The following is a 15,318-nucleotide window of genomic DNA, read 5'->3' as shown; positions in this document are numbered from 1 at the left end:
TTGACCAGAAAAATGAGTCGTTCTCGCTGTTCTAAACTAAGTGGTACAGAAACAATTCTAGGCATGTGTGAACATCTGTTAACTAAAAAAACCTTTTCGCATCATTAGTTATTTTTGTCAACTTAAGTAAAGCGGAGATAAAACCGAAAGCAGTCGAGGTTTTATCTCCGCTTTGGGACAAAATTGAAATTCGCTTTACTCCTGCTTTGCTAGGCGGCAGGAATAAAACCATAATTTAAGCGCGAGGCGCCTTGTAAAAAGGTGCAGATGAAGGCGCAAGAGCAGGTTTGCCACGAATATGGTCTGCCAGTTTTTCAGCGATCATAATCGTAGTTGCATTGAGGTTACCGGTAATGATCAAAGGCATAATCGAGGCGTCAATCACACGCAACCCCTGCATTCCATGTACGCGTCCATAACCATCGACAACCGCCATGTCATCCTCACCCATTTTACAGCTACAGGACGGATGATACGCTGTTTCTGCATGATTACGAACAAATTCATCAATTTCTGCATCAGTTTGCAGATTTTTGCCCGGACTGATTTCTTCACCACGATAGGGATCCAGGGCGGGCTGATGCATAATTTCACGGGTAATACGGATGGCATCACGGAATTCGCGCCAGTCCTGTTCAGTACTCATATAGTTGAACAGAATACTTGGATGTTCAAACGGATCTTTGGATTTCAGGCGAACCCGACCACGAGATGGTGAACGCATGGAACCGACATGAGCCTGGAAGCCGTGTTCATGAATAGCATTGGTCCCATTATAGTTAATCGCCACTGGCAGGAAGTGATACTGGATGTTTGGCCATTCAAACTCATCCGAAGAACGGATAAAGCCACCCGCTTCAAACTGGTTGCTGGCACCAATGCCTTTACCCAGGAATAACCATTCTGCGCCAATCATGGGCTGGTTATACCATTTTAATGCTGGGTATAAGCTGACCGGTTTTTTGCACTTATATTGTAAGTACATTTCCAGATGGTCTTGCAGGTTTTCACCCACACCCGGCAGGTCCTGAACCACCGGAATATCCAGACTTTTTAACAGTTCGGCCGGACCTACACCGGAGCGTTGCAGGATTTGCGGCGAGGCAATTGCACCTGCACATAGCAATACTTCACGGTCTGCAAAGACCTGAATCGGCTGTAAGGTATTTTGTCCTTCAAAATATTCCACACCAATCGCCTGATTACGATTAAACAGAATACGGTTGGTCATGGCGTGGGTAATAATCGTGAGATTATCCCGGCCTTTGGCTATATCGAGATAACCACGTGCTGTACTGGAACGACGGCCTTGCGGCGTTACAGTACGGTCCATCGGCCCAAAACCTTCCTGCTGATAGCCATTCAGGTCATCAGTACGTGGATAACCGGCTTGAACCCCAGCTTCGACCATGGCATGAAACAGCTCATTATTACCATTCTTAGGCGTTGCGACTGAAACCGGGCCTGAATCGCCATGATAGTCATTGCCGCCAATATCGCGGGTTTCAGCTTTTTTGTAATAGGGTAGACACTGCGCATAGTTCCAGTGTTCCAGACCTTTAAGGCTGGCCCACTGTTCCAGATCCATAGCATTACCACGGATATAGCACATGCCATTAATCAGTGAAGATCCGCCCAGACCTTTACCACGGCCGCATTCCATACGGCGATTGTTCATGTGGGGTTCTGGATCGGTCAGATAGGCCCAGTTATAACGGCGTCCTTGTAAAGGATAAGCTAAAGCAGCCGGCATCTGGGTTCTAAAATCCAGACGATAGTCCGGGCCACCTGCCTCAAGTAATAGCACCTTAGTATCTGGATCTTCAGTTAAACGCGCTGCCAGAACATTACCCGCAGAGCCCGCACCGATAATAATATAGTCGTAATTCATCAAATCCCCCTTATGCGCTAAATACAGATTGGAAAGGACTGAGTTCGACCTGAACCGATTTGGTCTGGGTGTAATGCTGCAAGGTCACAAGCCCATTTTCACGTCCAACACCGGAATGTTTATAACCACCGACAGGCATTTCTGCAGGCGATTCACCCCAGGTATTGATCCAGCAGATACCCGCTTCTACCTGATGAATAATTCGGTGTGCACGGGCTAAGTCTGGTGTGACGACACCTGCAGCCAGACCATAATCGGTATCATTGGCACGACGAATGGCTTCTTGCTCGGTGTCATAACTCAGGATGCTCATGACTGGACCGAAGATTTCTTCACGTACAATGGTCATGTCATCACGGCAGTCGGTAAATACGGTTGGCAGGACATAAGCTCCTTGGACAAACTGTTCATCCTTAGCACGGCCGCCGCCACATAATAGGCGTGCCCCTTCTATCTTGCCTTTTTCGATATAGCCCAGCACTTTTTCCATATGCTCAAAGCTGGAAACCGGACCGAAATTGGTTTCAGGATCAAGTGGATCACCCATACGGATATGTTCAACACGCTGCAAAATCTTTTCTTCAAATTCTGCTTTCAATGCCAAAGGCACAAATACGCGAGTACCGTTGGTACACACCTGACCGGAACTATAGAAATTGGCCATCATGGCAATATCGGCCGCCAAATCCAGATCGGCATCTTCACAGATAATCAGCGGAGACTTACCGCCCAGCTCCATCGTGACTTCTTTCAGGCTAGAATTTGCAGCTTGCGCCATGACCTTTTTGCCGGTAGAAACGCCACCGGTAAACGACACTTTGGCAATATCAGGATGCGAAGTCAGATAACCACCAATTTCACCACTGCCGGTAACCACATTAAAGACACCATGCGGCACACCTGCTTCAGTATAAATTTCTGCCAGTTTTAATGCAGTTAAAGGCGTCACTTCACTGGCTTTAAAGATCATGGCATTGCCTGCTGCCAGTGCAGGTGCAGATTTCCATAAGGCAATTTGAACCGGATAATTCCATGCACCAATCCCGGCAACCACACCCAAAGGTTCACGGCGAGTATAAACAAACGAACTGCTTCTGAGCGGGATTTGCTGGCCTTCTAATGCTGGCAAAATACCTGCATAGTATTCGAGTACATCTGCACCTGTCGCAATATCGACGGTGGATGTTTCACTGAAAGCTTTACCACTGTCGAGACTTTCTAAACGCGCCAGCTCGTCATTACGTTCACGGAGGATGGCAACAGCCTTGTTCAAAATACGGGAACGTTGAATCGCCGTCATTTCTGCCCAGACTTTTTGTCCTTGTTGTGCCGATTCAACAGCGCGATCGATATCTTTTCGCGTACATACCTGCACGTCTGCCAGAATTTCGCCTGTTGCAGGATTAATCGTTTGAAACGTGCTATTGGACGTTGCATCGACATATTGTCCATGAATATAAGGACGTTGCAGTTTGAATGTTGTCAATGGAATTTCCTCGCAGGTGGGTTATTTGAGTTGTTGCCGGATATATTCACTACACAGTTCAATCGGCAGTTCTGGGTCAATTTCGCCATTTACCAAAGCACCTCTTAACCAGAATCCATCAATCAATGCTGCCAAACCTTGAGCGGCTTTCTCTGCCTGGTCTTTATTCAACTTTTTCATGAATTCATATTTAAGGTTGGAATGTAAGCGGTAATGATTGATCTGCTGTAACCGATGTAACTCAGGTTGATGCAAACTGCTAGCCCAGAACGCCAACCAGACTTTCATGGCCGCCTTGTCGGTTTGTGGAGCAGCAAAATTACCACGTACGATCGCCAGTAAGCGCTGCTCCGGTAAGTCATCAACCTGTATCTTTATCTGTGCAACAGATTTACCCAATTGCTGCAATAAGTAACGCATTGTGGCTTCAATCAAGCCATTTTTACCTTGAAAATAATGACTTATGATGCCGGTTGAGACACCTGCCCTCTGAGCAATCTGACTAATTGAAGCTTCTGCAAAACCTAGCTCATTCACTGCAGCTAAGGTGGCATCGATCAGTTGCTGGCGACGGATCGGTTGCATACCAACTTTTGGCATAAGACTAACCTGAATAACGGATATAACAATAGAAAGTCACTCTGCTAAAGCAAATAGCTGAATGATGTAACAATTCATAAACGCTTTTTTAATTGAACGTTCAATTAATAAAAATTATAGTGCCAGCTCACCCTTGATGTACAGCGCAGTTTGTTTTGGATTTGCAAAAGTTTGTAATTCACGAAAACAAGGAAGCTTTACCGCAGGCTTTTGCTTTTAAATCACACTGCACTGTAGATCATCCGGCAACAACACGATGGTCATGGATTTATGCAAAAGAAAAATGAAGAGATGCAAGATGGTCTGAATAAAGTAGTTTTTTATTTTTCGGCGACACTTATTCTGCTGTTTTCTATCATTACCATTTTATTTAATGAACAAGCCAATCAAGTCATTATCAATATTTTAAACTGGGTCAGTCGTACCTTTAGCTGGTATTACCTGCTAGCGGCAACGCTGTATCTGGTTTTTATCGTCTTTATCGCCTGTTCCCGTTATGGCGAGATTAAATTAGGCCCCAAACATTCCAAGCCAGAATTTAGCCTGTTGAGTTGGTCGGCGATGCTATTTTCTGCCGGAATCGGGATTGACCTGATGTTTTTCTCAGTGGCGGAACCGCTTTCGCATTATATAAATCCGCCTGTAGGCGAAGGTGAAACCTTCGAAGCTGCGCGCCAGTCCATGGTATGGACCCTGTTTCACTACGGTTTAACCGGCTGGAGTATGTATGCACTGATTGGGGTCGCGCTAGGTTATTTCAGCTATCGCTATAATTTACCGCTCACCATTCGATCAGCACTCTATCCTATTTTTGGAAAAAAAATTAATGGTCCAATTGGCCATACTGTGGATACGGCTGCAGTACTCGGCACGATTTTCGGGATTGCCACCACCTGCGGGATTGGCGTTGTGCAATTAAATTATGGCCTGCATGTATTGTTTGATTTACCAGAAAATATCTGGATTCAAACCGCACTCATCGCCGTTGCTGTGATTATTACTATTATTTCAGTCACTGCCGGTGTCAATAAAGGCATCCGGATCCTGTCTGAGATTAATATCTATGTGTCAATTGGGCTGCTGCTATTCATTCTGTTTGTAGGCAATACCGAGTTTTTATTAGCCGCCTTGATTCAAAATTTTGGTGACTATATCAGCCAGTTCCCGAAACTTTCTTTAACCAGTTTTCCTTTTGAACAACCGAAAGAGTGGATGAATAGCTGGACCCTGTTCTTCTGGGCATGGTGGATCGCCTGGTCACCTTTTGTTGGTCTGTTCCTGGCCCGTATTTCCCGTGGTCGTACCATTCGCGAATTTGTCACCGGGACTTTGGTTATTCCTCTGTTATTTACCCTGACCTGGTTGTCTATTTTCGGTAACAGTGCTTTATACAGCGTGATTTTTGATGGTAATACTCAACTTGCTACGACAGTTTTAGAAAATCCGGCACATGGTTTTTATGATCTGCTGGCGCAGTATCCAGGCTTTATGTTTACTGCAGGTGTCGCCACCATTACCGGCTTACTGTTCTATGTGACCTCAGCGGACTCGGGGGCATTGGTATTGGGAAATTTCACGACCAAATTCACTAATATTGAACATGATTCACCGCGCTGGCTGAGTGTGTTCTGGGCCATTGCCATCGGTTTGCTGACTTTGGCAATGCTCATGGCGAATGGCGTGACAGCATTACAGAACACCACAATTATTATGGGTCTGCCTTTTAGTTTCGTCATTTTCTTTGTGATGGCGGGACTGTATAAGTCCTTGCGTCTGGAGGATTTTCGTCAGGCAAGCACCAGCCTGAATGCGGCACCTGTGGTCGGTAATGTGGATATTTTGAACTGGAAGAAGCGTCTGAGCCGGGTCATGCTGCATCCAAGCCTGTCCCAGACGCGGACCATGCTGGACAATGTTTGCAAACCAGCCATTGAGGCCGTTGCAACCGAGTTAATTGACAAAGGTATTCAAGTAAATATTCAGGAAAAATCGCTTGAGGAAGAACCTGAACTGTATCATCTGGATCTGACCATTCAGCTCGATGAAGAAGAAAACTTTGTCTACGAAATATGGCCGGTACGCTATGACACGCCAAATTTCAGTTCACGTGGTAAACGAACCAAACGTTATTACTATCGTCTGGAAAGTTATCTGTTTGAAGGCTCTCAGGGAAACGATCTGGTCGGTTACAGTAAGGAACAGGTGATCAATGACATCCTGGATAAATATGAACGCCATATGATGTATCTACATATTAACCGTATTAGCCCAGGTAAACGTCCGCTGTTCCCGGATCGTGAAATCTAGGATCTCTCAACTACGGAAGGACTCAATGATGTCAGAAAGTTTGAATGCCTTTGCCCTGTTTTTCTCCCTGCTCAATCCATTTTTGATGAGTATTTACATGCTCGGAATTATCCGTAATTCCGATGCAAAAGTATTCAACATGGCATTGATTCAAGGCAGTCTGATCAGCTTTATTGTGTTCATCATTTTTGCAAAAACCGGTGAAGCCTTCTTTAATGAAGTCTTGCATGTACGGTTTGAGTCCTTCCAGATTTTTGGCGGTATTATCTTTTTGGTGATCGGCTATCGTTATGTCTTTGAAGGTGCTGATACGATTGGTGTGATGCGTGGAGCGCCCAGTCATCTGGCGGGTACGATTGCCATGCCGTTTATGATCGGTCCCGGCACCATTTCGGCTTCCGTGATTACCGGGATTCAGCTCAGTTTAATGCAAACCATTCTGGTGATTTTCTTTACCCTGTTTCTGACCTGTAGCTTGCTAATTCTGATGAAATACCTGCATGATCATTTACAGCATAAATATTCCAACTACATTGACCTGTATGTCGATATTGTCGGTCGTGTTGCAGCGCTTCTGATTGGTACGATTGCCATTGATATGATTGTGACAGGCGTTACCGGAATTTTGGAAACCTGATAAATCCTTTCTATCAATAAATAAAAAGAGCGGTTTTTACCGCTCTTTTTTTGATTTTAAATAATTAAAATTTAAATGACACACCGGCATAAGTAGAAAAACCTTCACCTGGCGAAGATCGCGCTACATCAGCGCCTTGATCATTTAAACCAGGAATCACGACCGCAGCATATTTTTCATCGGTGATATTTTTAAAGTTGATCCAAGTTTTCCATGATTGATGTTCTGGTGCATAACCCAAGTCAATGCCCCAGATCTGATAGTCGTCACTGAATCGGCTATTGGCATAATCATGTGCCATTTTGGATGCATATTCAGTATTCAGACCAATATAGAGGCCATTATTCAAAGCATAACTCAGTTGAGCCTGATAAAGATGTTTTGGAATCCCCGGTAACTGGTTCTTACCAAACAATGGATCATTTTTATACTGAAAATCGCTAAGCGTATAAGCTTGTTGCAGACGCAGTTCGCCATATTCGGATTCATGCAATGGCGTATCCAGACTTAGCTCCACCCCTTGATGAATCGTTGGTGTCGCATTTGCTTCTACACTAATTCTTTCCTCTGAAGTAGTAGAATCAGAATCATTCCCGTAATTTTTAATCATTTCAGAAGACAATAGCTCCTTTTTAATCTTGGAATAATAGTAGCTCAGTGCCCAGTCTCCAAAACCTGATTGTCCACGCCCCCCCAGTTCAAAACTATTGGTGGTTTGCGTATCCAAATAGATTGGCGCACGTACTCGATTTGATGCAGCTCCACTGTCTTTAGAATAGTAATAAGGTGAAGACCAAGCCATTGCCCAAGGATGTGCCGGTTCAATACTCCGGCTTAAATTAGCAAACCATTGCACAGAGTCATTTGGCTGATAGGTCAATCCAACTCGTGGTGCAAAATTCCATTCATAACGACTGACTTTAGGATCTACATCAGGACCTAAATCTGGGTCGGGAATAATATTTGCATAAGTCACTTCACTTTCCCGATGGGTATACACAGCTGCCAATCCCAGATCTAATTTGAACTGATCATTTAATGTAGTTTCCTGATCAAATTGCAGCACGTTGTCTGAACCACGATAGGTATAACGGCGGGTAACTGTGTCTGCCGGATAAGTTTGATTACCAATTTCTGTATTAAATCTTAAAGTTTCAGTAACCCCACTGTCCGGGCGGTGTGTGGTAGTGCGCAAGGCAATACGCCCCTGATGCTCCAGACCTAGAAACTGATAAGGCCTTTCATACTGGAAGCGCGCTGTAATATCTTCATAATCGACATTAGTACGATAACTGCTTTCACGTAAATCCAGCGGATAATGATGATAAGCCAGACTGCCGGTCAGTTTAGCATCATCCTGTAAATTCCAGGTCGTGGTATTGGCCAGCCAAGTACTGCCCGGCTGAATCCGTTTGGCATCTACCGCTAAATTAAAGCTATTCGCTGCTTCAGGATCATTTTTGAGCTGTTCTTGTGTAATTCGCCCTGGAGTTAAATGTTTGCTCTCACGGTAACGGGCATAAAAACGGGTTTTGATATCCGGACTAATTTGATAACCCAAATTAAAAGCCAGACCCTTACCATCGCCTTCAGCATGATCCTGAATTCCGTCAAATTGGGTACCCGTCAGTGCCAGATAATAATCCATCTGATCCAGCTTTCGGCCGGTACTAAACTGATATTTCTGATAACCATGGCTGCCCATTTCATATTTTAGTTCAGAGCCATCCTGATCAGCGCCAGTCTTGGATTTATAGTTGATTGTTCCACCTAAGGCCAGTCCACCCTGTTTAAAGCCATTGGCTCCGCGATAAACCCCGACATGATCAATCCACCAGGGTTCTAGCAGTTCATACGCTGTACCGCCCGGTCCGGTAAATGGAATATCGTCAATCAGGACGTGCGTACCGGATGCGTGTGCACCTGAAGTCCGGTTGATTCCTGAACCACGGATTGAGACTTTTGCACCTTCATTTCCTGCAGACTGGGCATAAATTCCTGGCTGTAAACGGAACACATCGGCTGTGGTCGCAAGTCGCTGCTGTTCTAACTGCTGCTCGCCAATAAAATTCGTTCCTCCTGAAACCTGAGCCAGCTCTTTCTGATATTGCTGCTGCGGATTGGCATTTTGCTCAGCGCTGATCACAATGGTATTCAGCTGTTGAACGTTGCCCGGTTCTACGGCAGTTTCAGCATAAAGATGACCTGAGACAATCGACAGAATCATGAGGCTCAGCGGGCTTTTCTTGAGAGGAATTTTTGTCATGTGCATGGCGAGTTTATACAGTCCTGTATAAGTGATTCCGTTTTATGAAAGGAAATCAGTTTAAAATTTATGCTGTAGCATAGATCAACATTGTTATTTTCAGGAGTTATTTTGTGCCAAAAAATTGACTGATCAGCGTATGTTCTTTCATTTTATTTAATCTTTTTATTAAAAATCAACTTGCAAGATCAGAACCACATCCTCACAAGTTCCAAGAACTTAATTTTTAAGTAACTGATATTTAATAATATGTAATTTAATTCTGCACAGATGTATTTCTACTTGGCAAAATGTGATAATTAGAAAAATTTATAATCGACCAAACCAGTTCTTTAATTTCTAAAGTTGACAGAAGTTGTATATTTTCTGACTCGAAGTAGACAAAAGTAACCTCATCATCTTATAGAAAAATTGAAATTCTTGAGAGAAAAAAGTCTATTTTTAAAAATCCTGATGATGCAGGATTTTTAAAAATCACGGGCTTATAGATATTCACCTATTCATTGATCAATTGTAGTAGACCTGTCTTTTTTTGGAAAACCGATCCAGCTGTTTCAAGAAGCCTTCAAAATAATCTTTCTGTTTTTCTTCTATGCGATAGCCGGCGTATAAAGTACGACGCAAGCCTTCAGGCGCCACACAGTCCAAACGGCGTGATGTCACCCAGCCTTTTTGCTCATATTCATTTACCACCCAGTCTGGCAGTGCACCAATCCCGCGGCCACTTGCCACCAGCTGAATCAGCATTTGGGTCAAGTCGGTGGTACGAATGGCTTTTGGTAGAATATTAGCTGGAATAAACAAACGCGACATGATGTCCAAACGGTGTTTATCCACCGGATAAGTTACTAGCGTTTCTTCAGCAAGTTCCTGAACAGTAATCTCTTTAGCACGTACTAGTGGATGGGTATTGGATAAAACCAAGCGTGATTCGTATTCAAATATCGGAAAATATTCAATGCCTTTAAGCGCAATCGGATCAGCCGTAATTAAAAGATCAAACTCTCCAGTTTGCAATAATTCATGCGGATTCGACTCAAAACCTGAGGCAAAGTCCAGGTCTACATCCGGATATTGCATCCGGTATTGATTGAGTAGCGGCATCAACCAGTCAAAACAGCTATGACATTCAGAGGAAAAAACAATTCGTCCGGTCTGACCATGCACAATTCGGCTGATATCACTCTGTGCAATTTGAACTTGCGGTAATATTTCATCTGCCAGTTTTAGCAATCGCTCCCCAACATTTGAAAAGCTCACAGGGCGACTACGCCGATTGACCACTTCGACGCCAAACCATTGGTCGAGTTCACGTAGCTGATGTGACAAGGCTGATGGGGTTAAACATAAATCACTTGCTGCTGCAACCAGAGAACCATGCTCCCGCAGAGCAGTTAAAGTTCTTAAATGGCGAAGTTCTATCATGAAAAATACCGGAAATTTAAAAGACGGATGACACTTAATCTGTCTTAAGCATAACCCATTTTTCTTATTTTATTTAGTTTTTCTCATTTCAAAACCAGAATAATGAGATATATTCAACTATTAGGTTTATAGGTTTAAATTACTATTCCCTTAATTTCATTAATTTAATTTTCTTGGTTAACTTAACCATCATTAAAATAACCCATAAAATATTGATTAAACTTACAGCAGCAACAAGATAGAAAACTAACTCAGGCATAAAAGTCACAGAATAATTTTGCTGCACTCATACAATAAAAATTAGAAAGTATTTTAGAGGATGAAAGACTATGTCGAATCCAATCGATCGAAATGATGAAGAACTCACTGAAGAACAACTTGATCCTCAAGAAAAGCAGGATCGTGAGATCCAGCGAGGTCAATTAGGCCTTCATGATCCACAGAGACAACGTGATCAGCTGCGTCAGGAAAGACAGGATGAGGAACAAATTCAGTAATTTTCCCTGAGATGTAAAATAAAAAACTCCCCATTCTTAAAATAGATGGGGAGTTTTTTTTCAGTATTAAAAAGTTAGGGACTAGTTTTTCGCATCACCACATCTTATACATCTGATCTAAACTGAACAGCTCACCTTCTTGGATGAGTGCTATTTTACTATTTCGTTTCTGTAGAGGCTTTTGCTTGTAGGGACTGCGCTTGTATTTCTGCCGTTTTTTTCTTGGCCTTAATTTGTGCCGCTATTTCCTGATTTTTCTCAGCAAAACGCAAGCCACCATCTCCGGCGAGACTGGTTTGGCTCATCACCATGCTGCTGCTCAAGATTAAAATCAGCTTAAAAAATTGAATTTTCATGTCTCATCTGCCTTTTTATTCTAATGGTATTAAAAATAAGCAATTATTATTCCAATGTTTTTATGCTTACTTAGATTTTAACTGCACTTTCTATTTTATAGGGATAATCTTCGAAAACACAGAGTCAATCATCGTAAAAATATAAAAATCTGCAATAAGAATAAATAGATATTTTGACTGAATCTCAGCTTAAATCAGATCCGATTTTTTAATCCAGTCAAAAAAATCGTTCAATAGCCTATTTGAATTATTTTCATTGGCTAAAATACAGTGCAAATATCCAGAGCAATAACAAAAACAGAATCGCTGTGCAGGATTTCCAGAAAGTGACTGGATGCTTTTCAAGCATAGGACGTGAAACTGATTTTTTAAATTTGAGATCTGGGTGTTTCAGATCATATATAAATGCTGAAAGTGCTTCATAGCGCTGCTCTGGGCGAATGGAAAGCGCTTTTTTAAAGATGGCGTCCAAGCCATGTGGCAGATCCGGTCGATATTCATAAAGTGGATGATATCGAACCTGCTTTAAGGTCTTTTCGGTCTTGCAGCGCGCGAGGTCTGTCCCATAAGGTAATTGTCGGGTCAATGAATAATAACTCATCACCGCCAGCGAGAACTGATCTGATTTTACTGAGGGCGAGTGTCCAATAAAATACTCAGGTGCCATAAAGGCCAAGGTTCCCAAAGGAACATCTGCATGTTTAGGATTCAGTTCAACCAGACCTCTGACCGCCGCCGACCCATAATCAATCAGTTTCACTTTCAAGGTATCGGCTGATTCGAGCAGCATGACATTTTCTGGCCGTACATCCTGGTGCAGCATTTCAAGACGGTGCATGGCATTCAATGCTTTGGCCACCTGCTCAATGATCGGGAGCAACTGTTGTAAAGTTAAAGCAGTTTTTTGACGATGCAGCCAGCGACTTAGGTTTTCCCCTTGCAAGTATTCATAACTTTGAAATAAAAACTTCTTGCTGCCCTTATGTGGATAGCATTGCAGCAGATTTTCATGTTTTAAGCGTTTCGATACCCAGTCTTCTAGCTGGAATTGTTCTATCGCTTTCAGGTCATCCTGCACATCGACAGACAAGGTTTTAATGACCAGCTGATTTTTTGTCGCTTCATCACGCGCCAAATAGAGGCTGCTACGATGATTTTGGTGCAGGATTTTATCAATTCGATAACCTTCAAACAGATCACCATGACTTAGCTGTTGCGGAAATAAAACATGGCTCTTGATATGAAAGGATTCCTCATCAGGCAACTGTTCCACTTTAATGATTTGAATGGTGAGATTGTCATCACTACCCCGCTTTAAGGCCAGTTCGACTATAGACTTGGCAATGATATCCAGATGTTGTTGCTGTTGCAGCAGATCTGATATGAGCTGCATATCAATAAACTCATAGACACCATCTGTCATCAAGATAAAGAAATCATCTTCACATAATTCAAGCTGCTGATAATCGACATCGATACGATGGTCGGCACCCAGTGCACGACTTAAATAATGTTCTGTTGATGACAGGCAAACACGGTGATCAGCCGTCAACTGTTCAATGGCTTGTGTCTGAATGCGATAAATCCGACTGTCGCCAGCATGAAAGATATGTGCCCTATTTTGTTTCAAAATCAGTGCACTAAAGGTGCAGACATAACCCTGGTCTTTATCAAAACGCCCGCGGCTTTGCTGGGTTTGTGCATAGAGCCAGGAATTGGTCGCACGAATGACCCGTGCCGCCGAAGTTTGGGTGCTCCATGCATCTGAAGTCGAGTAATAATCCGATAAAAAACTGCTGATTGCAGTTTCTGCTGCAATATGACTGACATTGCTGCTGCTGATCCCGTCTGCTATTGCACAGGCAATGCCCTTACTACTAAGCGCATGGCCTTCAGGAATATAGACCCCATAGAAATCCTGATTCTGTGCTTTGATACCAGCGGAAGAATATTGTCCGACAATGATCTTTAATTTTTTATTCATTTTAAATACTCAAAAAGGGATCGAATCGATCCCTTTAATCTCAAGGCATAAATCATCATGCTCAGATTAGAATTCTTTTTTATCGCCAGTACGTACATGCGTGGTATAGAGCGCCAGACCTGTCAGTGCCAGACCACCCACCAGATTCCCCAGTGCCACCGGTAATTCATTCCACAAGAAATAGTCTGTAATCGAGAAATCACCGCCCATCATCATGGCAAATGGGAACAGGAACATATTCACCACTGAATGTTCAAAGCCCATGGCGAAAAACAGCATGATTGGCATCCACATCGCGATGAATTTGCCGCTGACTGTGGTTGACATCATGGCACCAATTACCCCGAGTGACACCATCCAGTTACACAACATGCCGCGGATAAAAATCGTCATCCAGCCAGCAAAACCATATTCGGCATAGCCCAAAGTCCGGTCTTCCCCAATATGGGCAATTTTCACCCCGACCGCATTCGGTTCAGCTGCGAAACCCATGGTATAGACTGCGGCCATCAACACGGCCACGGTTAAACATCCGGCAAAGTTACCTAAAAAAACCAGTCCCCAGTTTTTTAAAATACGGGCCCACGTTACCCCAGGACGTTTGTCTAACCAGGCTAATGGAGTCAATACAAATACCCCGGTCAGCAGGTCATAGCCCAATAGATACAACATACAGAAACCGACTGGAAATAGCAGCGCCCCGATCAGTGGCACCCCTGTTTGTACCGCAATCGTCACGGCAAATACTGCCGCCAACGCCAGAATTGCGCCTGCCATAAACGCACGAATTAAAACATCACGCGTGGCCATATGAAGTTTTGCCTCACCAGCATCGACCACTTTTTTTGCAAACTCTGCAGGAGCAAGATAAGCCATATTTTTATCCCCTTTATATAAATTACTTGCCTGTTTGCAAATAAAAAACGCCTAAGGTCTATTTCAACCCTAGGCGTCTTTGCCTTGCATTATTCAAACAGATCAATTGTGTCATGGCGCCGTTGCCATATTTAATATAGATAAAAGCAAATAGCATGCCATTTATTTTAAATGGCTAATAAAAATCAGATGAATTATTTTAAAATTTCATCCTTATAATTATATTGGCACAATCTCTGCATTATCTATAGCGGTCATTTTTTAAATATAGCTATTGGAGAAGATTATGATTAGCCATCGTCAACAAGTGACAGACATGATTATTTCAGCGAAAGTTTTAAAGTCTATCAAATGGGCAGATGTCGCTGAAACAATAGGCCTTTCTAAAGAATGGGTGACAGCCGCATGTTTGGGTCAGATGGCTTTTAATAAAGAACAGGCAGAAAAAATTGGTGAAATATTTGGATTGACTGATGAAGCCATCGCCTGGCTGCAAATCGTACCCTATAAAGGTTCTCTGCCAACCAGTGTGCCGACAGATCCGCTGATTTATCGCTGGTATGAGGTTGTCAGCGTCTATGGTATGACTATTAAAGAACTGATCCATGAAGAATTTGGTGATGGAATTATGAGTGCAATTGATTTCAATATGGATATTCAACGTGAGAATAATCCAAACGGAGATCGGGTGAACGTCGTATTATCCGGAAAGTTTTTACCTTACAAAACCTATTAATTTATCATTCTAAAAATAAAAGCCATTTTGAAAATGGCTTTTATTTTATCTGCACTCATTAAATTCATTTATTTTTTAAAATCGTTATTAAAATATATATAATTTTTTCATCTCAAATTACACTTACAACCGGCTTTGTTGCACAAAGATTTGAAATGCAAAGCGCCCCTAATTGAGCCAAATTTAAGGCGTAACTTGGGTAAGTGGTCGACCTAATTCCGTAAATCTGTTAAGGACTGCTACACGTGCATGAATTT

Annotated in this window: 12 protein-coding genes; 4 read left to right on the top strand and 8 right to left on the bottom strand. The window is 42.9% G+C overall.

Annotated elements, in window-relative coordinates:
* Nucleotides 1–235: 235 nt before the first annotated feature.
* The 3 genes from betA to betI are packed head-to-tail and all read right to left on the bottom strand — an operon-like array spanning nucleotide 236 to nucleotide 3,977.
* On the bottom strand, nucleotides 236–1,891 hold the full coding sequence (betA, locus tag AC1P5O_RS14590) for a choline dehydrogenase (protein ID WP_121980143.1): 1,656 nt from the start codon (nucleotides 1,889–1,891) through the stop codon (nucleotides 236–238).
* A 10-nt stretch (nucleotides 1,892–1,901) separates the two neighbouring features.
* Entirely contained in the window at nucleotides 1,902–3,377 is a 1,476-nt protein-coding gene (gene betB, locus AC1P5O_RS14585) for a betaine-aldehyde dehydrogenase (protein WP_121980144.1), read from the bottom strand.
* A gap of 21 nt (nucleotides 3,378–3,398) precedes the next feature.
* Complete coding sequence (gene betI, locus AC1P5O_RS14580; RefSeq protein WP_004731001.1) at nucleotides 3,399–3,977, bottom strand: transcriptional regulator BetI; 579 nt, start codon at nucleotides 3,975–3,977, stop codon at nucleotides 3,399–3,401.
* 270 nt (nucleotides 3,978–4,247) lie between these two features.
* On the opposite strand from betI, the gene AC1P5O_RS14575 reads away from it, so the two are divergent.
* On the top strand, nucleotides 4,248–6,284 hold the full coding sequence (locus tag AC1P5O_RS14575; RefSeq protein ID WP_005246314.1) for a choline transporter: 2,037 nt from the start codon (nucleotides 4,248–4,250) through the stop codon (nucleotides 6,282–6,284).
* 25 nt (nucleotides 6,285–6,309) lie between these two features.
* Entirely contained in the window at nucleotides 6,310–6,921 is a 612-nt protein-coding gene (locus AC1P5O_RS14570; protein WP_026055733.1) for a MarC family protein, read from the top strand.
* 64 nt (nucleotides 6,922–6,985) lie between these two features.
* Here AC1P5O_RS14570 and AC1P5O_RS14565 read toward each other — a convergent pair whose 3' ends face one another.
* Nucleotides 6,986–9,187 (bottom strand): TonB-dependent receptor domain-containing protein, encoded by a 2,202-nt coding sequence (locus AC1P5O_RS14565; protein WP_318270546.1) that lies wholly within the window; start codon nucleotides 9,185–9,187, stop codon nucleotides 6,986–6,988.
* A gap of 507 nt (nucleotides 9,188–9,694) precedes the next feature.
* The gene (locus tag AC1P5O_RS14560) at nucleotides 9,695–10,612 is read right to left on the bottom strand and encodes a LysR family transcriptional regulator (RefSeq protein ID WP_121980327.1); all 918 of its coding nucleotides are present in this window, start codon (nucleotides 10,610–10,612) and stop codon (nucleotides 9,695–9,697) included.
* Nucleotides 10,613–10,941: 329 nt separating this feature from the next.
* On the opposite strand from AC1P5O_RS14560, the gene AC1P5O_RS14555 reads away from it, so the two are divergent.
* Complete coding sequence (locus tag AC1P5O_RS14555; protein WP_004280333.1) at nucleotides 10,942–11,109, top strand: hypothetical protein; 168 nt, start codon at nucleotides 10,942–10,944, stop codon at nucleotides 11,107–11,109.
* Between the two features lie 158 nt (nucleotides 11,110–11,267).
* Here the strand turns inward: AC1P5O_RS14555 and AC1P5O_RS14550 are convergent, their stop codons facing one another.
* From AC1P5O_RS14550 to AC1P5O_RS14540, 3 genes are all read right to left on the bottom strand, one after another.
* Complete coding sequence (locus tag AC1P5O_RS14550; protein ID WP_121980329.1) at nucleotides 11,268–11,465, bottom strand: hypothetical protein; 198 nt, start codon at nucleotides 11,463–11,465, stop codon at nucleotides 11,268–11,270.
* Between the two features lie 253 nt (nucleotides 11,466–11,718).
* Nucleotides 11,719–13,449: a bifunctional protein-serine/threonine kinase/phosphatase gene (locus tag AC1P5O_RS14545; protein WP_121980330.1), complete on the bottom strand. Its 1,731-nt coding sequence runs from the start codon at nucleotides 13,447–13,449 to the stop codon at nucleotides 11,719–11,721.
* Nucleotides 13,450–13,515: 66 nt separating this feature from the next.
* Nucleotides 13,516–14,325: a formate/nitrite transporter family protein gene (locus AC1P5O_RS14540; RefSeq protein WP_004280337.1), complete on the bottom strand. Its 810-nt coding sequence runs from the start codon at nucleotides 14,323–14,325 to the stop codon at nucleotides 13,516–13,518.
* A 286-nt stretch (nucleotides 14,326–14,611) separates the two neighbouring features.
* Between AC1P5O_RS14540 and cynS the strand changes: the two genes are divergently transcribed.
* Nucleotides 14,612–15,061: a cyanase gene (gene cynS / locus AC1P5O_RS14535; RefSeq protein ID WP_004280338.1), complete on the top strand. Its 450-nt coding sequence runs from the start codon at nucleotides 14,612–14,614 to the stop codon at nucleotides 15,059–15,061.
* The last annotated feature ends 257 nt before the right edge of the window (nucleotides 15,062–15,318 follow it).

The sequence above is a fragment of the Prolinoborus fasciculus genome, assembly GCF_056724605.1.
Note: the sequence above shows the minus strand (reverse complement) of the source record. Positions and strands in the feature narration are given on the sequence as shown.